General features: G+C 63.8%; 18 protein-coding genes. 3 read left to right on the top strand and 15 right to left on the bottom strand.

Annotation, left to right across the window (positions count from 1 at the left end):
* Nucleotides 1-150: 150 nt before the first annotated feature.
* The 12 genes from BMW49_RS20370 to BMW49_RS20315 all read right to left on the bottom strand — a co-directional run bounded on the left by BMW49_RS20370 (nucleotide 151) and on the right by BMW49_RS20315 (nucleotide 14,961).
* Nucleotides 151-828, bottom strand: coding sequence for a phosphoglycolate phosphatase (locus tag BMW49_RS20370; RefSeq protein WP_069520823.1), 678 nt, complete (start codon nucleotides 826-828; stop codon nucleotides 151-153).
* Entirely contained in the window at nucleotides 828-1,502 is a 675-nt protein-coding gene (gene rpe / locus BMW49_RS20365) for a ribulose-phosphate 3-epimerase (protein WP_069520825.1), read from the bottom strand. Before rpe ends, BMW49_RS20370 begins: the two co-directional genes overlap by 1 nt.
* A gap of 187 nt (nucleotides 1,503-1,689) precedes the next feature.
* Nucleotides 1,690-3,150 (bottom strand): NADP-dependent succinate-semialdehyde dehydrogenase, encoded by a 1,461-nt coding sequence (gabD, locus tag BMW49_RS20360; protein ID WP_069520827.1) that lies wholly within the window; start codon nucleotides 3,148-3,150, stop codon nucleotides 1,690-1,692.
* Nucleotides 3,151-3,195: 45 nt separating this feature from the next.
* Nucleotides 3,196-4,590, bottom strand: coding sequence for a hypothetical protein (locus BMW49_RS20355; protein ID WP_069520829.1), 1,395 nt, complete (start codon nucleotides 4,588-4,590; stop codon nucleotides 3,196-3,198).
* 78 nt (nucleotides 4,591-4,668) lie between these two features.
* Complete coding sequence (locus BMW49_RS20350) at nucleotides 4,669-5,817, bottom strand: iron-containing alcohol dehydrogenase (RefSeq protein ID WP_069520888.1); 1,149 nt, start codon at nucleotides 5,815-5,817, stop codon at nucleotides 4,669-4,671.
* A 174-nt stretch (nucleotides 5,818-5,991) separates the two neighbouring features.
* On the bottom strand, nucleotides 5,992-7,365 hold the full coding sequence (locus BMW49_RS20345) for a sigma-54 interaction domain-containing protein (protein WP_069520831.1): 1,374 nt from the start codon (nucleotides 7,363-7,365) through the stop codon (nucleotides 5,992-5,994).
* A 93-nt stretch (nucleotides 7,366-7,458) separates the two neighbouring features.
* Nucleotides 7,459-8,286 carry an ABC transporter permease gene (locus BMW49_RS20340; RefSeq protein ID WP_069520833.1) on the bottom strand — a complete coding sequence of 276 codons (828 nt, stop codon included), beginning with the start codon at nucleotides 8,284-8,286 and terminating at the stop codon, nucleotides 7,459-7,461.
* Nucleotides 8,287-8,301: 15 nt separating this feature from the next.
* The gene (locus BMW49_RS20335; RefSeq protein WP_069520835.1) at nucleotides 8,302-9,549 is read right to left on the bottom strand and encodes an ABC transporter permease; all 1,248 of its coding nucleotides are present in this window, start codon (nucleotides 9,547-9,549) and stop codon (nucleotides 8,302-8,304) included.
* A gap of 68 nt (nucleotides 9,550-9,617) precedes the next feature.
* On the bottom strand, nucleotides 9,618-10,649 hold the full coding sequence (locus tag BMW49_RS20330; RefSeq protein ID WP_069520837.1) for an ABC transporter substrate-binding protein: 1,032 nt from the start codon (nucleotides 10,647-10,649) through the stop codon (nucleotides 9,618-9,620).
* Nucleotides 10,650-10,688: 39 nt separating this feature from the next.
* Nucleotides 10,689-11,786 (bottom strand): ABC transporter ATP-binding protein, encoded by a 1,098-nt coding sequence (locus tag BMW49_RS20325; RefSeq protein ID WP_069520839.1) that lies wholly within the window; start codon nucleotides 11,784-11,786, stop codon nucleotides 10,689-10,691.
* 134 nt (nucleotides 11,787-11,920) lie between these two features.
* Nucleotides 11,921-12,550, bottom strand: coding sequence for a response regulator (locus BMW49_RS20320; RefSeq protein WP_069520841.1), 630 nt, complete (start codon nucleotides 12,548-12,550; stop codon nucleotides 11,921-11,923).
* Nucleotides 12,547-14,961: a PAS domain-containing sensor histidine kinase gene (locus tag BMW49_RS20315; RefSeq protein ID WP_069520844.1), complete on the bottom strand. Its 2,415-nt coding sequence runs from the start codon at nucleotides 14,959-14,961 to the stop codon at nucleotides 12,547-12,549. The genes BMW49_RS20320 and BMW49_RS20315 overlap by 4 nt, the downstream gene beginning before the upstream one ends.
* A 120-nt stretch (nucleotides 14,962-15,081) precedes the next feature.
* On the opposite strand from BMW49_RS20315, the gene BMW49_RS20310 reads away from it, so the two are divergent.
* Entirely contained in the window at nucleotides 15,082-16,071 is a 990-nt protein-coding gene (locus tag BMW49_RS20310) for a DUF3530 family protein (protein ID WP_069520846.1), read from the top strand.
* 215 nt (nucleotides 16,072-16,286) lie between these two features.
* Here the strand turns inward: BMW49_RS20310 and BMW49_RS20305 are convergent, their stop codons facing one another.
* From BMW49_RS20305 to BMW49_RS20295, 3 genes are read right to left on the bottom strand one after another with little or no spacing between them, the layout of a single operon-like run.
* Complete coding sequence (locus BMW49_RS20305) at nucleotides 16,287-17,048, bottom strand: DnaJ domain-containing protein (protein WP_069520848.1); 762 nt, start codon at nucleotides 17,046-17,048, stop codon at nucleotides 16,287-16,289.
* Nucleotides 17,049-17,050: 2 nt separating this feature from the next.
* A complete protein-coding gene (gene murU, locus BMW49_RS20300; protein ID WP_069520850.1) occupies nucleotides 17,051-17,722 on the bottom strand; it encodes an N-acetylmuramate alpha-1-phosphate uridylyltransferase MurU in 672 nt (223 codons plus the stop codon).
* Entirely contained in the window at nucleotides 17,719-18,744 is a 1,026-nt protein-coding gene (locus tag BMW49_RS20295; protein WP_069520852.1) for an aminoglycoside phosphotransferase family protein, read from the bottom strand. The genes murU and BMW49_RS20295 overlap by 4 nt, the downstream gene beginning before the upstream one ends.
* Before the next feature lie 125 nt (nucleotides 18,745-18,869).
* On the opposite strand from BMW49_RS20295, the gene BMW49_RS20290 reads away from it, so the two are divergent.
* Both BMW49_RS20290 and BMW49_RS20285 read left to right on the top strand, forming a co-directional pair.
* Complete coding sequence (locus BMW49_RS20290) at nucleotides 18,870-21,650, top strand: LPS-assembly protein LptD (RefSeq protein WP_069520854.1); 2,781 nt, start codon at nucleotides 18,870-18,872, stop codon at nucleotides 21,648-21,650.
* The gene (locus tag BMW49_RS20285) at nucleotides 21,625-22,923 is read left to right on the top strand and encodes a peptidylprolyl isomerase (protein ID WP_069520856.1); all 1,299 of its coding nucleotides are present in this window, start codon (nucleotides 21,625-21,627) and stop codon (nucleotides 22,921-22,923) included. The genes BMW49_RS20290 and BMW49_RS20285 overlap by 26 nt, the downstream gene beginning before the upstream one ends.
* Nucleotides 22,924-23,216 lie beyond the last annotated feature (293 nt).

The following is a 23,216-nucleotide window of genomic DNA, read 5'->3' as shown; positions in this document are numbered from 1 at the left end:
CACGGAAGCATCTCGAAGGGGGAAAAAACGAGGAGGCCAAGGTAGCAGTTGCACGCTGCAGGCTGCAAGCTGACTGTAGAGAGGAAATAACGCTGCACCGACTCACCTGCGCGGGCCAATTTTTGCTGGATCGGTGAAGCGTGATTCACCCTACAAAAGCTCGGTGAGTTTATCGACCACCAGGCTCGGCTCTTCTTCGGCAATCGGCCGGCCATGGTTGTAGCCGTAGCTCACCGCCACACAGGCCACGCCCGCCGCACGGGCGGCCAGCACGTCACTGCGCGAATCACCCACAAACAGCGACTGCGCCTTGGTCACGCCGGCCAGGCGCATCACCTGCAGCAAGGCCGCCGGATCGGGCTTCTGTTGCGGCAACGTATCGCCGCCGATGATCCAGCGGAAGTCACCGCCCAGGCCGACCTGCTCCAACAGCGGCGCGACGAAACGCTCCGGCTTGTTGGTCACCACAGCCATTTCAACGCCGGCACCGCTCAGGGCATCCAGCAACTCGCGCACGCCGGGATACAGCGTGGTCAGTTGATGGCAGTCGGCATAGATATCGAGAAAGCACGCCAGTGCAGCATCGGCTTGGGCATCGTCCACACTGTCGTGCTCGATGCCACCGGCCAGGGCGCGGCGCACCAGCACCCGGGCGCCATTGCCGACCCAATCACGCACCTGCGCCAGGCCGGCTGGCTCGCGGCCCAGGACCTGCAGGGTCTTGTCCACGGCCGCAGCCAGGTCGGGTACGGAATCCACCAGGGTACCGTCGAGGTCGAACATCACCAGCTTCGGCAGCTCGCCATCGAACAGCTCGCACAGCCGCATCAGCCGCGCACCTTGGCCAGCTCGGCACGCATGGCGTCGATCACCGCCTTGTAATCCGGCTGGTTGAAGATCGCCGAACCGGCGACAAAGGTATCCGCCCCGGCCGCAGCGATTTCGCCGATATTCTGCACGTTGACCCCGCCGTCGATTTCCAGGCGGATCTCGCGGCCGCTGGCATCGATCAGCGCGCGTGCTTCACGCAGCTTGTCGAGGGTATGGGGGATGAACTTCTGCCCGCCAAAGCCGGGGTTGACGCTCATCAGCAGGATCATGTCGACCTTGTCCATCACGTGCTTGAGCACGTCCAGCGGGGTCGCCGGGTTGAACACCAGGCCCGCCTTGGCGCCGCCGGCCTTGATCAGCTGCAGGGAACGGTCGATGTGTTCGGACGCTTCCGGGTGGAAGGTGATGTAGCTGGCACCGGCCTCGATAAAGTCGCCGATGATCCGGTCCACCGGCTTGACCATCAGGTGCGCGTCGATGGGCGCGGTGATGCCGTACTTGCGCAGCGCCGCACAAACCATCGGGCCGATGGTCAGGTTGGGCACGTAATGGTTGTCCATGACATCGAAGTGGACGATGTCAGCACCCGCGGCGAGTACGTTGTCCACTTCCTCACCCAGGCGGGCGAAGTCGGCGGAAAGGATCGACGGGGCGATGGCGAAGGGTTGCATGGCGCACCTCTGAGGGCTTGGGTCACGGTGGCGCGCATTGTAACGGCTCAGACGTTATCTGGCAGCGCTGCCTGACGATGGCGTACCAAGGTAGTCAAGGCCTACACCGTGGGAGGCGCTTTAGCGGCGCGCTTTGGGCTTTTCTGCCAATGCCAGCCGCGGCCCCTCCCACAATGGGCCGTCTGGCTCAGATGCCGCCGAGGCAGAGGTATTTGATTTCCAGGTACTCATCCAGGCCGTACTTGGAGCCTTCGCGCCCCAGGCCGGAGGATTTCATGCCGCCAAAGGGCGCGACTTCATTGGAAATCAACCCGGTATTGATGCCGACCATGCCGTACTCCAGCGCTTCGGCCACACGAAACACCCGCGCCAGGTCACGGGAGTAGAAGTAGGCCGCCAGCCCAAACTCGGTGTCATTGGCCTGACGCACCACATCCGCTTCATCACTGAAACGGAACAGCGGCGCCAGCGGCCCGAAGGTCTCCTCGCGGGCCACGCGCATGTCGGCGGTAACATCGACCAGCACCGCAGGCTCGACAAAGTTGCCGCCCAGCCCATGCGCACCGCCCCCGTGCAGCAGGCGAGCGCCCTTGCTCAACGCATCGTGCAGATGTTGTTGCACCTTGGCCACGGCATTGGCGTCGATCAGCGGGCCGGTGGTCACCCCCTCATCTGCGCCATTGCCAACTTTGAGCCGGGCCACGGCCGTCGCCAGCTTCTCGGCAAAGGCGTCGTACACCGCCTCGTGCACATACAAGCGGTTGGCGCAGACGCAGGTCTGCCCGGCGTTGCGGTACTTGGACACCATGGCGCCTTCGACGGCGGCGTCCAGGTCGGCGTCTGCAAAGACTATAAAAGGTGCATTGCCGCCCAGCTCCAGCGAGAGCTTTTTCAAGGTCGGCGCGCATTGCTCCATGAGTTTGATACCGACAGCGGTCGAGCCGGTGAATGACAGCTTGCGCACGATAGGGTTGGCGCACAGCTCGCCGCCCACCTCTCGCGAGCGCTCGACATCCGCCGTGACCACGCTGAACAGCCCGCCAGGAATACCCGCGCGCTCGGCCAGCACCGCCAACGCCAGGGCGCTGAACGGTGTCTGCGGCGCGGGCTTGAGCACCATGGCGCAACCGGCGGCCAGGGCCGGTGCCGCTTTGCGGGTGATCATCGCCGCCGGGAAGTTCCAGGGTGTGATGGCCGCCGTCACACCGACCGGCTCCTTGGTCACCAGCAGGCGCTTGTCTGCCTGATGGCCAGGAATGGTATCGCCATAGGCACGCTTGGCTTCTTCAGCGAACCACTCGATAAAGGATGCGGCATAGAGCACCTCGCCGCGCGCTTCGGTCAGCGGCTTGCCCTGCTCGGCGGTCATGATCTGCGCCAGGTCTTCCTGGTGGGCCAGCATCAACTCGTACCATTTACGCAGGCGTGCCGCGCGCTCTTTGGCGGTGAGTGCACGCCAGGCCGGCTGAGCCGCCTGGGCTGCGACTATGGCCTGGCGAGTCTGTTCGGCGCCGAGATTCGGTACTGTGCCCAGGCTCTCGCCATTGGCAGGGTTGAAAATCTCCGTGACGGCGCCATCGCGGGCATCGCACCACTGGCCGTCGATATAAGCCTGGTGGCGCAGCAAAGTAGGATCGTGCAGTTTCATCGGTGATGTCCTCGACCGGGAGGCAGCGCCTCCCGGTAATCATGGTCAATCTTTGTTGGCAGACTCTGCGTCCGGCAGGTCCTTGCTGAAGGTCTGGTCGTTCTCGCCGCGGAAGAAGCCAGCGCCATAGATCAGCAGGCACAGACCGACACCGATGGCAAAAGCCCACCCGGCGCCCTTGATCGCCAATACCGCGCCAATCACCCCGGCAATCCCCAGATCACGCTGGCTGCGTGCCTCCATGATGCCCAGGCGGACGCTGACATAGCCCTGGATCAGCAGGGTCAACGCCAGGGCCACGCCGAGGATCGGCTGCACCAGGGTCACCACCGGCAACAGCAGCAGACCGGTGTTGGTGCCCCAGCGGAACGAGCCGACACCGCCGTAGATCGACTTCATCGCCTTGGCGCCGCCCTTGAAGCGTTCGGTGATCACTACCTGCATGGCCGACCACTGCGGCCCGCACATCGCCACGTCTGGGCCGAAAATACTCATAAAGGCATTGCGCCCACCAAAGATCAGATGCGAACGGTTCGGGTTGAAATCGACTTTCTCGTCACGGCGAATATGGTCAGCCTCGGAAAGAATCGCCCGGGCACCGAGCACATCGCCGAACACCACCAGGTAAGCCGCGAACACCGTGGGGATAGCCGTCACGAACATCATCAACGGCGGCATCCCCAGGCCGAATACGGTGTACTCATTCCACAGGGTGGCGAAGTCCGGCTGGCTGAAACCCCATTCAATGGTCGGCCAAGGCGCCTCACCGAACAGCGGCGCGACTATCACGGCCAGCAGGATGATCGGGAAGATGCCCAGCTTGGCGAAGTTCCACCAGAAGCGGTTGCGCTTCTTGAGGTCCTGAAAGTGGATGGAAAACACCAGGTAGAAGGCGATGCCGATGGCGATCGAAATGGTCCAGGGGAAGGTGTCGAAGCGCCCGCCTTCCTTGAACACCGTCACCACCGCGCTAAGCCCGGCGCCCATGATGATCCCGGCCTTGAGCGCCGAAGGCACCAGCGACACCACCTTCTGCGCCATACCCGTCATGCCCAGCCCTATTGAGAACACCCCCAGCATCAACTGGAAGGCGATCAGCGCATGCACCCGTTCCGGGCCCTCCGGGAACTGGCTGCAGTAGGCCATCAGTAAGGGAATCGCCGGGGTGATCCAGCCGGGCACCACGGGGTCGCCGAGCAGGTGGTGGACCAGATAGAGCAACCCGTTGAGCATGACCACGGCGAGTGCGACCTCAAACGGCATGCCGAGAAACTCGGTCATCAGCGGAATCGCTGCCAGATCCACCGCACACATGAGCAGCCCCTGCATGTAGTCGGAGATCTCGAAGCGGTAATGAATAAAAGGCAGACGCACCTTGAATGGCCCCACCGGCCAGTAGGGGGCTTCTACACCAAGGTCGTGTTGATGCAGTTCGGACATTTGAGTCACCCAGCTTTATTAGAGTTGTATTTCAGCCGGCCCCAGCGAACTGGGACCCATCATCATCGTTGCGGTAAATCAGTAGGCAGCGCGGTAGATCTGCTCGATGTCGCCAGCCGTCAGGCGGCGGGGGTTGTTGCGCATCAGGCGGTCGATCTTGCTGGCCTCCTCGGCCATCGCCGGGATGGCCTCTTCCGGTACGCCAAAGCTGCGCATGCCCTTGGGAATGTCGACGCTGGCGCATAGCTCGGCCATGGCCTCGACGGCCAGATCCGCCGCGGCCTTGTCACTCACACCATAAGTCTGCACGCCCAGAGCAGCAGCGATCTCGGCCATGCGCTCGACGCAGGCCAGCTTGTTCCAGGCCATCACGTAGGGCAGCAACAAGGCATTGCTGACGCCATGAGCGATGTTGAAGCGCCCGCCCAGGGGGTAGGCCAGGGCGTGCACGGCACCGACCCCGGCATTACCGAACGCCATGCCGGCCATCAGGCTTGCGGTGGCCATGTCCTCGCGCGCGGCCAAGTCAGCCGGGTTGGCATAGGCCTTGGGCAGCGCCTTGGCGATCAGCTTGATTGCGCCAATGGCCAGGGCATCGGTGATCGGCGAAGCGTTGAGCGACAGGTAAGACTCCACCGCATGCACCAGCGCATCGACACCGCTGGCGGCGGTGACACTGCGCGGGCAGGTCAGGGTCATCACCGGGCTGACCAGGGCCACATCCGGCAGCAGATAGTCGCTGACGATGCCCTTTTTCAACTGCGCCTGCTTGTCAGAGAGGATCGCCACATTGGTGACCTCCGAGCCGGTGCCGGCAGTGGTCGGGATGGCAATCAGCGGCGGGCCTTTGCGCTTGATCTGATCGACGCCGAACAGCTCCTCCAGGGCGCCGTCATGGCCGACATAACCCGCCACCGCCTTGGCGATATCGATGGCGCTGCCACCCCCGACGCCGATCAGACCGTCATGGCCACCGGCGCGATAGGCATTGGCGCAGGCTTCGACAATGGCGATTTCCGGCTCAGGCTCGACACCCTCGAAGATGCCGTAGGCGCGCTCGCCCAGCTGCTTGATCACGTGATCGACAGTGCCGGACTTGAGCAGAATGCTATCGGTGACAATCAACGGGTTGGTGATGTTCAGACGGGGCAGTTCGATCGCCAACTGCTCGACCGCCTGGCGGCCGGTGATCAGTTTGTTGGCGATCTTGAATGCAGAAATACTCATCAGCGGGGCCTTTTTCTCGTTGTTGTGCCAAAACGAATCAGGCCGAGCCATAGCGAAAGCTGTGCCAGCTCGCGCAAAGCCCCGCGCCAGAGCGCCTGCGACGATTTGACCCAGCGCCGAACCACAAACAATTGATTAGAAAACCAATCAACCCCGCAGAAATCGATTCACTTTCTAATCAGTGTGATCCCACTTTTTCATCTTCTGTACCACGGTGGCCTGGCTGATACCCAGGGCACGGGCCGCTTCGCGGGTGGTCTTGTGCTGCAGCAAGGCCGCACGAATCGCCTCGCGCTCGAGCAATTCGACGCGCTTGCGCAGCGGTATCTGCGCATCAGCACCTCCTGCCCCCGACGCCTGACGCACTTCGGCGGGCAGGTCGAACAGCCCGACACTGTCACCCTCGCAGGTCACCACCATGCGCTCGACCAGGTTGATCAGCTCGCGGATATTGCCGGGCCAGGGGTAATCGACCAGCCGATCCAGCGCCTCCAGGCTCCAGCTCAACTGCCGGGCATACCGAGCGTTGAACTGCGCCAGGTAGTAGTTGAGCAGCGGCACCACCTCATCGCTGCGCTCGCGCAAAGCGGGAATATGGATGGGCACCACGTTCAGGCGGTAGTAGAGATCGGCGCGAAAGCGCCCCTCGGCCACACGGTGCTGCAGGTCATGGTGAGTGGCGGTGATGATGCGTACATCCACCTCCTTGAGCTCCAGGCCACCCACCGGGATAAAGCGACTCTCCTCGATCACCTTGAGCAGTTTGACCTGCACGGCCAGCGGCAGGTCGCCCACCTCATCGAGAAACACCGTGCCCTGGTGCGCCAGTTCCAGCAGGCCGCGCTTGCCCTTGCTGCCGGCACCGGTGAACGCACCGGGCACATAGCCGAACAACTCGGCCTCGATCAGGTGTTCGGGTAAGGCGCCACAGTTGAGCGCCAGAAACGGCTGCTGTGCCCGCGCGCTGGCGGTGTGGATGTACTGAGCGATAAGGGTTTTGCCAACGCCCGTCTCGCCCTGCAGCAGCACCTTCACATCGCTGCGCGCGACCTGCCGGGCCTGGGCGAAGACGCGCCCAGAGGCGACCTGGTCCGCCACGGGAGAGTCGTTGAGCAAGGCATCGCGCTGCCCGGCATGCAGGCGTGCCGTGCTCGAGCGCAATTGCTTGAGCTGTTGCAGCTCGTCGCGCTCGTGCTTCATGCGCAGCAGTTCGGTCATGTCACGCACGGTGCTGACCACGTAACGCACACTGCCGTCTGCCGCCAGAATGGGCGTGCCACTGACCAGCAGGCGGTTACCCTGGCTGACGCGCTGCATCATCGACAGCGCCTTGCCTTCCTTGAGCACCCGCAGCGAGACAGACTCCGAGAGCACGCCATCGCGCACCAACTCCTGCATCGGCCGGCCGACCAGGTCGACACCCCGCAGCCCTGTCAGGCGCTCGTACGCCCGGTTGACCTTCAGCGTGATGCCATCGGCATCGGTGATGTAGACCCCGTCATGCAGCGCGTCGAGCAGCTCTTCCAGATTGGCTTCGCTGAGATTCATGGCCCCTCCTACCCACGCGAAAGGCCAACAGTGTAAAGACTGCAATCACGGGAAGGGCAAAAACTGCAGGCACCCGAAGTGCCTGCAGTGGGCTTACTCGCTGACCTGGGTACGCATTTTCTCGCTACGCCCGCGCAGCCATTCCAGGGTCAGCAGCAGGAGGATGGAGAAACCGATCAGCAAGGTCGCGGCGGCGGCGATGGTCGGGCTGAGGTTTTCGCGGATGCCGCTGAACATCTGCCGTGGCAGGGTGACCTGCTCGGGGCCGGCGAGGAACAGGGTCACCACCACTTCGTCGAACGAGGTGGCGAAGGCGAACAGCGCGCCGCTGATCACCCCCGGCGCGATCAGCGGCAGGGTCACCCGGCGAAACGCGGTAATCGGCGAGGCGCCCAGGCTGGCGGCCGCACGCACCAGGTTGTAATTGAAACCCTGCAGGGTTGCCGAGACGGTGATGATGACGAAGGGCACGCCGAGCACCGCATGCACCAGGATCAGCGATATATAGCTGTTGCCCAGGCCCAGCGGCGCGAAAAACAGGTAGCTGGACACCCCGACGATCACCACCGGCACCACCATTGGCGAAATCAGCAGGCTCATCACCAGGGCCTTGCCACGGAACTCGCCACGGGTCAGGCCGATGGCGGCCAGGGTGCCGAGGACCATGGCCAGCACGGTGGCGGCCGGGGCGACCAGCAGGCTGTTTTTCAGCGCGCGCATCCAACTGGCCGAGGCGAAGAAGTCCTCGTACCAGCGCAGCGAGAACGACTCGATCGGGTAGACCAGAAAGGTCCCGGCGTTGAACGACAGCGGGATGATCACCAGTACCGGCAGGATCAGAAACAACAGCACCAGCGCGCAGATAGTGCGCAGGCTGTAGTACCAGATGCGCTCGACGGGGGACATGTAAGGGCTGAGCATCGGATGACTCTCCTGTTAACCCAGGCGCAGACGGCTTGCGCCGACCAGCCAGCTGTAGACCACATAAAGCACCAGGGTCGCGAGCAGCAACAAGCCGCCCAGGGCCGTGGCCATGCCCCAGTTGATCGAGGTGTTGGTGTAGAAGGCGACGAAGTAGCTGACCATCTGGTCGCCGGGGCTGCCGAGCAGGGCCGGGGTGATGTAGTAGCCAATCGACAGGATGAACACCAGCAGGCAACCGGCACTGACACCGGCCAGGGTCTGGGGGAAGTACACGCGCCAGAAGCTGGCGAACGGGTGACAGCCCAGGGAGATCGCCGCACGCATGTAGGTCGGCGAAATGCCCTTCATCACGCTGTAGATCGGCAGGATCATGAACGGCAGCATGATGTGCACCATCGAGATGTACACCCCGGTGCGGTTGAACACCAGTTGCAGCGGCTTGTCGATGATGCCCAGGCCGAGCAGCGCGCTGTTGATCAGGCCGCTGGACTGCAGCAGCACGATCCACGCCGCCACCCGCACCAGGATCGAGGTCCAGAACGGCAGCAGCACCAGAATCATCAGCAGGTTGCTCTGCCGGGTCGGCAGGTTGGCCAGCAAATACGCCAGCGGGTAGGCCAGCACCAGGCAGATGGCGGTGATTACCAGGCCCATCCAGAAGGTGCGGGTGAAGATGTCCAGGTAGATCGCCTGGTCGGGCGTGGCCTGGGTCAGCTCGCCGAGGTCGTCGATACGGTGATCGAGGGCGGCGAGCAAATAATAGGGGGTGACGCTGCTGGCATTGCGACGGATCACCTGCCAGTAAGCCGGGTCGCCCCAGCGTTCATCAAAGCTTTCCAGCGCATCTTTGTAGGACGCCGGCGTGTCCTTGAACGGCAAGGCACGGGCGGTCTTGGCCATCAGGCTGCGGTAGCCAGCCAGCTCCATGTTCATGCGTTTGGACAGATCGCCCAGGGTCTGATCGCGGCGCGCATCGGCCAGGTCCAGCGCCAAGGCCTGGTACACCGGCTCGGCGGGTAGCCCCTTGCCATCCCAATCAGCGATCTGCTCGACGGTGCGCGGCAGGCTGCCGACCACCTCGGGGTTGTTCACGCTCTTGTTGAGCAGGGCAACGATGGGGACCAGGAAGACCAGCACCAGAAACACCAGCAAGGGCAGGATTAACGCCTGGGCCTTGAGCCGGTTGACGCGCTCGGCACGGGCCAGACGCTGTTTCAGGGTGGGGCCGGTGACCGTGGTCGGGGACACTGCGAGGGCCATAGCGAACTCCGGGAAACGGGAAAACCATCCCCTCCCCCGCGTACGGGAGAGGGGCACTGCCGGGTGACTCAGTTACGCGCGGCCCAGGCGTTGAAGCGCTGTTCCAGTTGCTCGCCGTAGTCAGCCCAGAAGGTCACGTCCATGGCCACCTGGCCGGCGATGTTTTCCGGGGTGGTCGGCATGTCCTTGAGCAGCGCCGGAGCGAGCAGCTCGACTGCCTGCTTGTTGGCCGGGCCGTAGGCGATGTTTTCCGAGTAGGTCTTCTGCTGCTCGGGCTGTACCGAGAAGGCGATGAACTCGCGCGCAGCGTCCTGATCCTTGGCACCTTTCGGGATGGCCCAGGCGTCGAAGTCGTAGATGCCGCCTTCCCACACCACTTGCAGGTTGCTTTCTTTCTGCACGGCAGCGATGCGGCCGTTGTATGCCGAGCTCATGACCACGTCACCGGAGGCGAGGAACTGCGGCGGCTGGGCACCGGCTTCCCACCACTGGATCTGCGGCTTGATCTGGTCGAGCTTGGCAAACGCACGGTCCTGGCCTTCTTTGGTGGCCAGTACGCCGTAGACGTCCTTGGCGGCAACGCCGTCGGCCATCAGGGCGAATTCCAGGGTGTATTTGGCGCCCTTGCGCAGGCCGCGTTTGCCCGGGAATTTCTCGGTGTCCCAGAAATCCGCCCAGCCGCTCGGTGCGCTGCTGAGTTTGTCGGCGTTGTAGGCGAGCACCGTGGACCAGACGAAGAAGCCCACGCCGCACGGCTGGATGGCACCTTCGACGAAGTCTTCGGCATTGCCGAACTGCGCCGGGTCGAGCTCCTCGAACAGGCCTTCGTCGCAGCCGCGCGCCAGTTCCGGCGATTCGACTTCGACCAGGTTCCAGGACACGCTGTTGGTGTCGACCATGGCTTTGACCTTGGCCATTTCACCGTTGTACTCGCCGGCGATGATCTTGCCGCCCTTGGCTTCCCACGGTGCGTAGAAGGCCTTGACCTGGGCGGCCTTGTTGGCGCCGCCGAAGGACACCACGGTCAGGTCCGCGGCCATGGCCGGGGCGGCGCAGGCGATTGCCAGGCTCAATGCCGGCAATGTGAGGTATTTGTTCATTCTTATGACTCCACTGTGGCTGGTTGGTAACGCGTTGGCTCAGTGCCCGACAGGCAGCGGATCGAGCGCACGAACGTGCTCGACCTGCCAGCCCAGTGGCACCACATCGCCCACCGCAAGGGCAGGATCGAGTTCGGCGATCGGCTGCTTGACGAAGAAATCGCTGGCGCCGCAGACCTCCAGGCGCACACGCACGTGGTCGCCCAGGTAGATGAATTCGGCCACGCGGCCGGTAAAGCGGTTGTCGCAACGCTCGCTGGCGGCGTTCAAACGCACCCGCTCGGGGCGGATCGACAGGGTCACCGGCTCGCCGACGGCACCGACGTTGACCGCCAGGGCCCGCACTTGCTCGCCGCGCTCCAGGGCCACCACACACTGCTCGCCATCACGGCTGAGCAGACGCCCGTTGAGGCGGTTGTTCTCGCCGATAAAGTTGGCGACGAAGGTGTTGCACGGCTCTTCATAAAGCGTGCGTGGCGGGGCGATCTGCTGGATTTCGCCCTGGTGGAATACCGCCACCCGGTCGGACATGGTCAGGGCTTCGCCCTGGTCGTGGGTCACGTAAACCACGGTGACGCCCAGGCGCTGGTGCAGGTGCTTGATCTCCATCTGCATGTGCTCACGCAACTGCTTGTCGAGGGCACCCAGGGGTTCGTCCATCAGCACCAGCTGCGGTTCGAACACCAGAGCACGGGCCAGGGCCACACGCTGCTGCTGGCCGCCGGAAAGCTGCGCCGGGTAACGGGTGGCGAAGGCGTCGAGCTGCACCATGGCCAGGGCACGTTTGACCCGCTCGCTGACGTCGGTCTTGCTCATGCCACGCACGGTGAGCGGGAACGCCAGGTTCTCGGCCACGGTCATGTGCGGGAACAGGGCGTAGTTCTGGAACACCATGCCGATGTCGCGCTTGTGCGGCGGCACGTTGTTCAGCGCCCGACCGCCAAGCTGGATGACACCCGCGGTCGGGGTCTCGAAGCCGGCAAGCATCATCAGGCTGGTGGTCTTGCCCGAGCCGGACGGCCCCAGCAGTGTGAGGAACTCACCCTTGCGGATGTCCAGGTTGAGATCCTTGACGATCAGTGACTCACCGTCATAGCTCTTCTGCACACCCTGGAAGCTGACCAACACCTCGTCCATACCGCACCTTCTCGTTCGTAAACCGTAGACAGAGACTAGGCCTCCAGCAACGGCGCGCAAATCGGGCGGCAGGAGAGAATGCCATCAGGCTTATGGACAATCGCGTGTAGGGAACGCCCTACATGACAGTCGTATTACAGCAGCTTGTGTTCCAGCGCGTAGCGCACCAGGTCGGCTACCGAATGGGCGTTGAGCTTGTGCATCAGGCGCGCTTTATGGGTGCTGATAGTCTTGCTGCTCAGGCCCAGTTGCTGGGCGATGTCGTTGACGTTGGCGCCCTGGGCCAGGCGCTCGAACACCGAGAACTCGCGTTCCGAGAGCAGCGCGTGGGACGGCCGCGCATCGGTCAGACCGACCTCGAAGACCATGCGGTCAGCCAGCTCCGGGTCGATATAGCGACCACCGGCGGCAACCTTGCGGATGGCAGTGAGCAGCAGCGCCGGGTCGCTGTCCTTGGTCGCATAACCCGCCGCACCGATCTTCAGCGCGCGCGCGGCCATCTGCGCCTCGTCGTGCATCGACAGCACCAGAATTGCCGGAGGCTGGTTCAGCGCGCGAATCCGCGGGATCGCCTCCAGGCCATTCACACCGGGCATGGAGATATCCAGCAGCACCACCTCGCAGGGCGTCTGGCGCAAGGCTTCGAGCAGTTGCTCGCCATTGCTCGCCTCGCCGACCACCTGCAGGTCTTTGGCCAGGCCGATCAATTGCTTGATGCCCTCGCGCACGATGGTGTGGTCTTCGGCAACCAGTACACGGATCACGTTTGCTCCTCCTCGCTGATAAATGCCTGCTCGCTGTCCAGCGGCACCCGCACGCTCAGGGTTGTGCCTTCGCCGGGCTGGCTGTCGATGTCCAGGGTGCCGCCGAGCATCAGCACGCGCTCGCGCATGCCGACTAGGCCAAACGAACTGCTGCCTACGGCAGCCGGGCGAAAACCACGGCCATCGTCGCTGATCACCAGGTTCAGGGTCGCCCCCTGCACGGCCAGGCGCACGTCGACAGTATGCGCGCCGGCATGCCGAATGACATTGGTCAGCGCCTCCTGCAACACGCGGAACAGGCCGATGGCCTGGCCATCGGCCAACTCCGGCAGGTTATCCGGCACCTCGACCAGGCAAGGAATCTGCGTACGCGCCTCGAAACGCTGGGCCTGCCACTCGATGGCCGAGGCCAGGCCGGCATCGAGGATCGGCGGGCGCAGGGCGCTGGCGACATCGCGCACCAACTGGAACAGCTGGGCAATCAGGCGCTTCATATTGCCCAGGCGCTCGTGCAGACCGGGGTCGAGGTCGGCGTAGCTCAGCTCGCACATCGAGGTTTCCAACTTGAGCACGGTGAGCACCTGGCCCAGTTCATCGTGCACCTCACGGGCGATACGCGCCTTCTCCTCCTCGCGCACGCTTTCCAGGTGCGCCGACAATTCGCGCAGCTGCGCCCGCGAATCGGCCAGGGCCAGTTCAATGCGCTTGTTGTCGCTGATGTCCCAGACGATGCCGTCCCACAGCACCTGGCCGGTGGGCAGGCGACGAGCAATGGCCTTGATATCCGCCCAGCGCTGCTCACCGCTGCGGGTGAGGATGCGGCCCTGCCAGTGCCAATCCTGGTCACTGGCCAGGGCGGCATCCTGGCTGCGGTGATAGGCCTGGCGATCATCGGGATGAACGAGGCTGCGCAGGCCGCGATCCGGCGCCATCAGCTCACCGGCGCTGTAACCGACCAGGTTCTCGGCGCCCTCGCTGATAAACGCAAAGTCCACCACCCCACCCGGCTGCGGCCGTTCCAGGCGAAACACCAACCCTGGCACGTTGGCCGCAATACCCTGCAGGCGCGCCTCACTTTCCTGCAGCGCAGCCAGGGCACGGCGGCGCTCAGTGACGTCGGTGATAAACACCACCAGGTATTCGTTCTCGCGGTAGCGCATAAAACTCAGCGACACATCGGCCGGCAGCAGGCTGCCATCGGCGCGCACGCAATCACTGGCAAAACTCAGCGGGCCTTGGCCGCCCTGGCGCGCGCGCTTCCACAGGTTAAGCCAACGGTCCATGGTCAGGCTCGGCTCGAAATCTGCCAACGGCCGCTGCAGGATGCCGCCCGAACCGTAGCCGAGCATCTGCTCCGTGGCGCGGTTGGCGTAGTGCACGCGGCTGTCCCAGTTGACCCAGAGAATGCCCACGGTGCTGTGGTCGATGGAGAACTGCGCCAGACGCAGGGCATCACGGGCCGCTTCGCGCAGCTCGATCTCATGGCGCGCGGCCAACAGGCGAAACTCCAGGGCATCGCGCTGACGGCGCAGGCTGAACATCAGCGCCAGACTGCTGAGCAACAGCACACCTAGTAACAGACTGAGGTTGCGAAAAAACGCCGGTGAGGTGCTGGAGACACGCACGGCAGGCTCGATCCAGCGGCTCTGCAGGGCATCCAGCTCCTGGGCGGGAATCGCCCGCAGGGCGCTGTCGATGATTGCCGCGAGCTGCGGCCAGTCGCGCCGCGAGCCAATGCGCAGCAACTGCGACAGGCCGGCATCACCGACAATCGCCAGCTCGGCGAACTCCGACTCACGCAGCAAGCGCGCTACCTGAGACGCCTCGACCACTGCATAGGCCGCCTGCTGGGCCATGACCTGCTGCAGCGCCTGACGCGCGTTGTTCGCCTCGCGCAACTGCAAGCCGGGGTAGCTGCCGCGCAAGAAATCGGCCACGGCGCTGGGCATCGGCACGGCCAGCGGCGCTTCGCCACCGAGGCTTTCCAGATCGACACTACCGGCCCCGCTGGGCACGCCTACCAGCAGATGCGGAATACGCAGGTAAGGGTCGCTGAACAGCCAGCGGCGCAAACCTGCCGGGGTTTGCTGCAGCCCTGGCGCCACATCAATCTGCCCGGCGCGCAGTGCTGCCTCAAGCTCGGCGTGCGTTTTGAAGTGGCGCCAGTGCAGACGGCTACCCAGGCGCTCTGCCAGTAGGTTGAGCAGATCGATGCTGGCACCGCTCAGGCTTTGCTGGCGCTGATCGAACTGCGCGTAGGGGGCTTGCAGCACGACACCGGCACGTAGCGGCTCATGCTCGCGCAGCCAATTCGTCTGCTCCAGCGTCAGCGGCACCGCAGCCGGGGCTTGCGCCCAGGCGATATTGATCCATAGCCCGAGCAGCAGCCATCGCCATGCACGCCTGTTCATTGGTACTCACCGTTTGCCATGGAACGCCCCATTGCCCGCACCCTACGCCACCGCCGCGCCTGACAAAAGTGCCAGCAGCCATTAGTCTCAAGCGGTGACCCACCAGACAGGACTGCTTTGATGCCGCGCCCACGCCGTTCGACACGTGCCCTGCTCCTTCTGGCGTTGCTGCCCTGGCTGGGCAATGCCCTGGCGGACGCCACACCCCCGGCCGAAACGCCGCCTGCCACAGACGAGGTGCCCAGCGAACGGCCCACCTTGCCTGAGCGCAGCCAGCTCGACGCCACGGCCCTCAGTGAACAACTGCCAGCGGCACAACAGCAGCAACTGGGCCCGGACAGCGACCGCTTTCTTGCGCTGTGGCGTGCCGCCAATACCCCCAGCCCCAAAGGCGCAGTGGTCATCCTGCCCGCTGCCGGGCAAAGCGCCGATGACCCACGCCTGGCCGGCCCGCTGCGCGCCAGCCTGCCAGACATTGGCTGGCACAGCCTGAGCCTGACCCTGCCCGACCCAGGCGATCCGTTGCAGGCCCTGCCTCCCGCCGAGACTGCCCCTACGCCTGAGGCTGACCCCGCCGCTGATCCCAGCGCGCCTCCCGCCGAACCCAGCGAAACAGCCGCGCCGCCAAAAGCCGCAGAGCCTGCAGCGGCCAACCCGGCCTTGAGCCCAGAAGCCCAGCAACAGGCACAGGCCGAGCGCATCTTTGCGCGCATCGATGCGGCCCTGGCCTTTGCCCAAAGCCAGCAGGCCAGCCGCCTGGTACTCCTCGGTGATGGCAGCGGCGCCTACTGGGCAGGTCGCTACCTCAGCGAGCGCAAGCCGGAAACCGTGCAGCATCTGATCGTGGTCGAACCCACAGTCCCCTTGGGCTTCGCGCCGCCTCTGGATGAGTTGCTGCCAGCGCTCAAGCTCGGCACCGGTGATTTCTACTACAAGGACCAGGCCGTTGATCGCACTCAAGCGCTGCTGCGCAAACAGGCCGCCAAACGCCTGGGACACACAACCTATACCCAGATAGCCATGAAAGCCCTGCCGGGTAACCAGGCCGTGGAGCGCGAGCAACTGCAACGGCGTATCCGCGGCTGGCTTGAGAAGAACGTACAGAAGTGAAGCGTGGGGCCTGTCGGACTTAACGCTGTTCTACTGCGGAAAACCCCGAGAGGTTCCTCGGGTCAGCTTTTCGAGGTGATGCCTTAACGCTCGCGGTATGGCCACTATTCGCCGCGGGGCGCGAATCCTACAGGGAAATCCGCCGCACCACCCACCGCGTAGGAGCCCCGCCCCGGCGCGAAGCTTTTTCGCCGCACCGCGGCGTGCAACGAAACTTAGCGAAACCCGCGCTGCTGACGCACCAAGGCATAGGCCTGGTGCAGGTCGCGGGTTCGCTCGGTGGCCTCGCGGATGCGCTCGGGGCTGGCGCCACTGCCGGTCAGTTTGTCGGGATGGTGCTGGCTCAGCAGGCGTCGATAGGCCCGTTTGATCTGCGCCGGATCGGTGTCGGCCGACACCCCGAGCACACGCAAGGCCGCTGGGTAGGCACCGCCAGCCGGTGAAGCCGGCGGCCCTTGGCGACGCGGTGCATAGGCCGTACGCCAGCCCTCCTGCACGGTGACGGACACGCCCAGCCACTGCCCCCAGAGCAGGATCAGCTCCTGCTCGGTCTGCCCGATCTGGCCGTCGACCCACGCCATGCGCCAGCAGGCGCGTAGCAGCCGCTCACCTTCATCGCGCTGGCGCTGCAACGGCCGGCGCAGGCTGTCATGCCCGGTCTTGCCACGGGCAAATGCGGCAATCGCCTGCTGTTGCGCCACCGTATCCAGACTCAGGCGCTGCATTTCTGCTTTTGCCTGGCGAATATGCTCGGGCAACACGCGCCCCTCGCACTTGGCCAAACGCCCAAGCATGACGAACAGCAGCATCGGCTCATCCGCCGGGGCGCCCCACAGCCGGGCGCGCAGTGCCGCCCAACTGTTCAGCCGCAGGCGCCTGTCCAGCACCTGCCCCAGCAAACCACCCAGCAGCGCGCCAGGAATACTCGCCAGCGCCCAACCGGCAAACGCGCCGAGCAAGGTTACGGGCCAGAACACCCTCAGGCTCCACGGGCGAGCAGACGCTCGACGTCAGCCAGACGCTCATGGGTACCCACATCGATCCAGCTACCGGCAAAGTGCTCACCACTCACCTGCCCCTGCTGCATGGCCTCGCGCAACAAGGGCGCGAGCTTGAAGGCACCAGCCGTGCAGCCGGCAAACAGCGCCGGCGCCAGCACCGCGATACCACTGTAGGTCAGGCAGGGCGCATCGCCCTCAGCCGCCGCAAGTTTCCCATCGACCAGGCGGAAATCACCACTCGGGTGGTGCACCGGGTTATCGACCAGCACCAGATGCGCCAGGCCAGACAAGGGTCGACGCAGCGCCGCAAACGGGTAGTCGGTGAAAATATCGCCATTGACCACGGCGAAGGGCGCATCGCCGAGCAAGGGCAGCGCACGATGAATGCCGCCGCCGGTTTCCAGCGGCTCGCCCTCGGGCGAATACGCGATGCGCACCCCAAAGCGCGCGCCATCACCGAGGTAATCCTCGATCTGCTGACCGAGCCAGGCATGGTTGATCACCAACTCATCGAAGCCGGCAGCGGCCAGCGCACGCACGTGGTATTCGATCAAGGGCACGCCGGCGGCGCGCAACAGCGGCTTGGGCGTGTGCAGGGTCAGCGGGCGCAAGCGCTCGCCTTTACCCGCGGCCAGAATCATCGCCTTCATGCTGGCACCGCTGCGTCACGCGGCAGGCTGGCGAACAGCGCCGCCAACTCGGCCAGCTCCGGCCGGCGCGCCAGAACGGTTTCTATATAAGCGAAGAAACGCGGCACATCGCCCAGGTAACGCGGCTTGCCATCGCGATGGCAGATGCGCGCGAAGATGCCGATGACCTTGAGGTGGCGCTGCACGCCCATCAGATCACTGGCCTGCTGGAACGCCTCGAACGTCGCCTGCACCGGAATGCCGAGTTCCCGCGCCTGCTGCCAGTAACGCAGCAGCCAATCCTCTACGCGTGCCTCGGGCCAGCTGAGGAAGGCATCCTTGAACAGCGAGGTCACGTCGTAAGTCACCGGGCCATAGACCGCATCCTGGAAATCCAGCACCCCAGGATTGGGCGTGCTGATCATCAGGTTGCGCGGCATGTAATCACGGTGCACCAGTACCTTAGGCTGGGCCAGCGCGCTGTCGATCAACAACTGACTGACCCGTGCCCACTGCGCTTGCTGCTCAGCACTGAACTGCACGCCCAGGTGTTTTTCCACATACCACTCGGGAAACAACTGCAACTCGCGGCGCAGCAGGGCATCGTCATAGTGGCCCAGCGGCCGGTCCATGGGCAGGCGCTGCAGGGCCAGCAACGCGGTGAGCGCATCGTCGAACAGGCGGTCGGCGTTATCGGCGTCGATCACATCCAGGTAGGTCTGCCGGCCCAGATCATTGAGCAATAAAAAACCGCGCGGCAGATCGGCGGCGAGAATTTCCGGCACATTCAAGTCGGCACAGGCCAGGTATTCGGCCATGTGGACGAACGGCCGGCAGTCTTCCTGGGGCGGTGGCGCGTCCATCACGATCAAGCTGCGCCCCTCTCCTTGCCAGCGGAAATAACGGCGGAAGCTCGCGTCACTGCTGGCCGCGACCAAGGTCGCGGCAGGCACAGCGCCCCAGCCGCGGGTATCGAACAGAACAAGCAATTGCTCAGCGAGCCAGTCTTCTAGCTGTTGCAGGCGTACATCTTCATCAGGCATTACAAGGGTCTCCGACGGCGCTAGCCGTTGCGCGGGTCATGCTTTATTATCCAGCATCTTTTTCAGCCCATCGAGAGGCGTGCGGCCCCTGGGCCATTGGCGCGCAGGAAGCCCGGAAAAACAAGATGGCAGTAAAATACCCCACGTTCCGCAGAAAATTTCCTCTTTTGGTTACTGGCGGCTTTCTCGCCCTTCAACCCTTAGCCACTCACTTTGCCAGTGCTGCAGAGCAGTACGACTGTCAGGCTTCGGCCAGCGGCGGCTGGGCCTGTACGCCTCGCTCCGCCAGCGCAGCCGTGCCGGCACGCCCGGTGCACAGCGGCGCGGCGGTCAGCTCGACCGATGGCGCGACGGCAGCCCCGGCGCAGCAGGCCGCGGCCACCCGACTGGTCACCGAAGCGGGTGGCCGTGCCCTGGCCTCGCGCAGCGCTGACTACAGCCACCTCGACTGGGTGCCACGTGAGCAACTGACGGCAGCTCAGTTGGCAGAAGCCGGGCCGTACTGCGCCGGCGCCTATGTCGAGCCGACGCGACCGGGGATGAACGACAGCACGCCGATGAACGAAGCGCCGATGTTCGTATCGGCACGTGCTTCGCGCTACGACCAGGAATCGCAGACCGCGACCCTCGCCGGCGAGGTCGTCGTGCGTCAGTCCGGCATGCAGGTCGAGGCCGACGAGGCCAACCTGCTGCAGGCAGAAAACCGCGGCGAGCTCAAAGGCAACGTGCGCCTGCGTGATCAGGGCATGCTCGTAGTCGGCGACACCGCCGAACTGCAACTGGATAACGGTGAGGCGCAGATCGACAACGCCGAATACGTGCTGCACAAGAGCCATATCCGTGGCAGCGCGCAGTACGCCAAGCGTGAAGAGACCGCGATCATCCGCCTCAAGGATGGCACCTATACCAGCTGCGAACCGGGCAGCAACGCCTGGCACCTGAAGGGCAACAACATCACGCTGAACCCGGCCACCGGTTTCGGCACCGCGACCAACGTCACCCTGCGGGTCAAAGATTTCCCGGTGTTCTACACGCCGTACATCTACTTCCCCATCGATGACCGTCGCCAGTCCGGCTTCCTGCCGCCGAGCATCGGCAGCTCCAGCGACAACGGCATGACGCTGCAGACGCCCTACTATTTCAACCTGGCGCCGAACTACGACGCCACCCTGTACCCGACCTATATGGCCGACCGTGGGCTGTTGCTGGAGGGTGAGTTCCGCTACCTGACCAAGAGCAGTGAAGGTCAGGTGGGCGCCGCGTACCTGGACGACAGCAACGACGACCGCAAGCTGCAGTCCGACTACAAAGACCAGCGCTACATGTACAGCTGGCAGCACCGCCAGGGCCTGGACAAGCGTCTGCTCGCCGAAGTCGACTACACCGACATCAGCGACCCGTATTACTTCCAGGACCTGAACACCGACCTGGGCATCGAGACCAGCAGCTACGTCGACCAGCGCGGCACCCTGACCTACCGCGGCGATAGCTACACCGCAAAGTTCAATGCCCACGCCTACGAACTGGCGAATATCACCGACATCACCCCGTACAACCGTCTGCCGCAGATCACCCTCGACGGCAAACTGCCGTTCCAGCCGGGCGGCCTGAACTTCGCCTACGGTACTGAACTGGTGCGTTTCGACCGCGACCTGCGCTCGGGTAACTTCATCAATGAAAACGGTGTAACCGAGCAACCCTGGTATGACACTCGCGTTCAGGGTCTGGCTCGCGCCAACGGCACACGCATGCACCTCGAACCCTCGGTCAGCCTGCCGCTGAACTGGAGCTGGGGCTTTATCACGCCCAAGGTCAAGTACCTGCAGACCAACTACGACCTGGACCTGGATCAGCGCGGCCAGGACAGCCTGCTCGCCGAGCAGAGCTACAACAGCAGCCAGAACCGTGGCGTCGGCATGTTCAGCCTGGACAGCGGCCTGTACTTCGACCGCGAAACCCAGCTGTTCGGCAACAACTACCGCCAGACCCTGGAACCACGCCTGTTCTACCTCTATGTACCGGAGGAAGACCAGACCGATATTCCGGTGTTCGACACCAGCGAAAGCACCTTCAGCTACTCGTCGCTGTTCCGTGAAAACCGCTTCTCCGGCAAGGACCGCATCGGCGACGAGAACAAACTCTCGCTGGGCGTGACCAACCGCTGGATCGAGCCGAACGGCTTCGAGCGTCAGCGCTTCAGCATCGGCCAGGCCTTCTATTTCGAAGACCGCACCGTGCAGATGCCAGGCATCGACTACCGCACTCGCTCCGATGCCACGGCCTCGCAGTCGCCCTATGCGCTGGAATACCTGTACCGTTTCAACCGCGACTGGCGCTTCAGCTCGGACTTCAACTGGGACCCGGACACTCACCGCACTCGCTCGGGTAGCGCGATGTTCCACTACCAGCCTGAAGACAACCCGAACAAGGTGGTCAACGCCGGTTATCGTTACCGCAACGACACCCTGCGCTACGACCAGAGCAGTGGACAGTGGTCTTATGGCTCGGACTACGGCAACCCAACACTGACGGATGGCTCGGTCAATCCGAACTACATCAAGGATTACTACAAGATCAGCCAGCATGACTTCTCGGTCATCTGGCCAATCGTCCCGCAGTGGAGCGTCATTTCCCGCTGGCAGTATGACTACGGTCGCAACCGTACCCTGGAAGCCTTTGGTGGCTTCGAGTACGACAGCTGCTGCTGGAAGCTGCGCCTGATCAACCGTTACTGGATCGACTACGACGAAGTCAGCCTCAACCCATCGCTTAACGATGAGCCGGATCGTGGGATCTTCCTGCAGATCGTCCTCAAGGGCCTCGGCGGTGTAGTGGGCAACAAAACTGAGTCTTTCCTCGACCAAGGCATTCAAGGTTACCGTGAACGTGAAGACCAAGCTTTCTGATTGCGTGCGCCCGCTGCTGTTGGGCGCGCTGTTACTGGGTACATCGGCCATGGCCGAGGTACAGCCACTCAACCGCGTGGTGGCGATCGTCGATAACGACGTGATCATGCAAAGCCAGCTCGACGCGCGTGTGCGTGAAGTCCAGCAGACCATCAGCAAGCGCGGCGCTGAACTGCCGCCGCAGGATGTACTCACGCAACAGGTGCTCGAACGCCTGATCGTCGAGAACATCCAGCTGCAGATCGGCGACCGCTCAGGCATTCGCATCACCGATGAAGAGCTCAACCAGGCCATCGGCACTATCGCCCAGCGCAACGGAATGAGCGTCGAACAGTTCCAGGCGGCGCTGGCCCAGGACGGTCTGTCGTATATCGAAGCGCGCGACCAGGTGCGTCGCGAGATGATCATCAGCCGCGTGCGCCAGCGCCGTGTGGCCGAGCGCATCCAGGTCACCGATCAGGAAGTGCAGAACTTCCTCGCCTCGGACCTGGGCAAGATGCAGCTGTCGGAAGAGTTCCGCCTGGCCAACATCCTGATCCCGACGCCGGACGGTGCCTCCTCAGATGCCATCCGCGCCGCCGAAACCCAGGCCCGCGATATCTACCAGCAACTGCAACAGGGTGCCGATTTCGCCCAGTTGGCAATTGCCCGCTCGGCCAGTGAAACTGCTCTGGAAGGCGGCGAAATGGGCTGGCGCAAGGCCGCCCAACTGCCACCGCCCTTCGACACCCTGCTGGGCAGCCTGTCAGCCGGCGATGTCACCGAGCCGATCCGTACCCCGGGTGGTTTTATCATCCTCAAGGTCCTGGAAAAGCGTGGCGGCGAGACCCTGGTGCGTGACGAAGTCAATGTGCGCCATATCCTGATCAAGCCCAGCGAAATTCGCAGCGCTGCAGAAACCCAACGCCTGGCCGAGCGCATCTACCAGCGCATCGAAGCCGGCGAAGACTTCGCCGAGCTGGCGAAGAGCTTCTCCGAAGACCCGGGGTCGGCCCTCAACGGCGGCAGCCTGAACTGGATCGCCCCCAACGCGCTGGTACCGGAGTTCCGCGAGGTGATGAACAACACCCCGAGTGGCGAAGTGTCCAAGCCTTTCCAGAGCCAGTTCGGCTGGCACGTGCTGCAGGTCATGGGCCGCCGCGCCACCGACAGCAGCGCGCAGTTCCGCGAGCAACAGGCCATGACCCTGCTGCGTAACCGCAAGTACGACGAAGAACTGCAGACCTGGTTGCGCCAGATCCGCGACGAGGCCTACGTCGAAACGCGGATCTAACCGCTCGCTGCAGATCAAGCCCGGTACCTGTCTCAGGACCGGGCTTTTTTATGCCTACACAACAACGAGCTGCCTCCCTCCTGTAGGAGCGAATTTATTCGCGATAGACCTTGAAGGCGCTGATAGTGTCGCGGCTAGAGCGGAGCACATCCCGCCCCTCTCTCGCCGCCTGGCATTGACCGCCATTTAATGCATGACCTATGCACCTACTTCGTGTCTACACGCCAAACCGGAACTGCAATAGCCATGCAGGACATAGCCTTATTCATGTCCGCCCCCAGGATCCAGATGGC

Origin of the sequence: Pseudomonas cuatrocienegasensis (assembly GCF_900110925.1) — a bacterium.
Lineage (GTDB): Bacteria > Pseudomonadota > Gammaproteobacteria > Pseudomonadales > Pseudomonadaceae > Aquipseudomonas > Aquipseudomonas cuatrocienegasensis.
The sequence above is the reverse complement of the archived record's forward strand: the minus strand, read 5'-3'. Positions and strand labels throughout refer to the sequence as shown.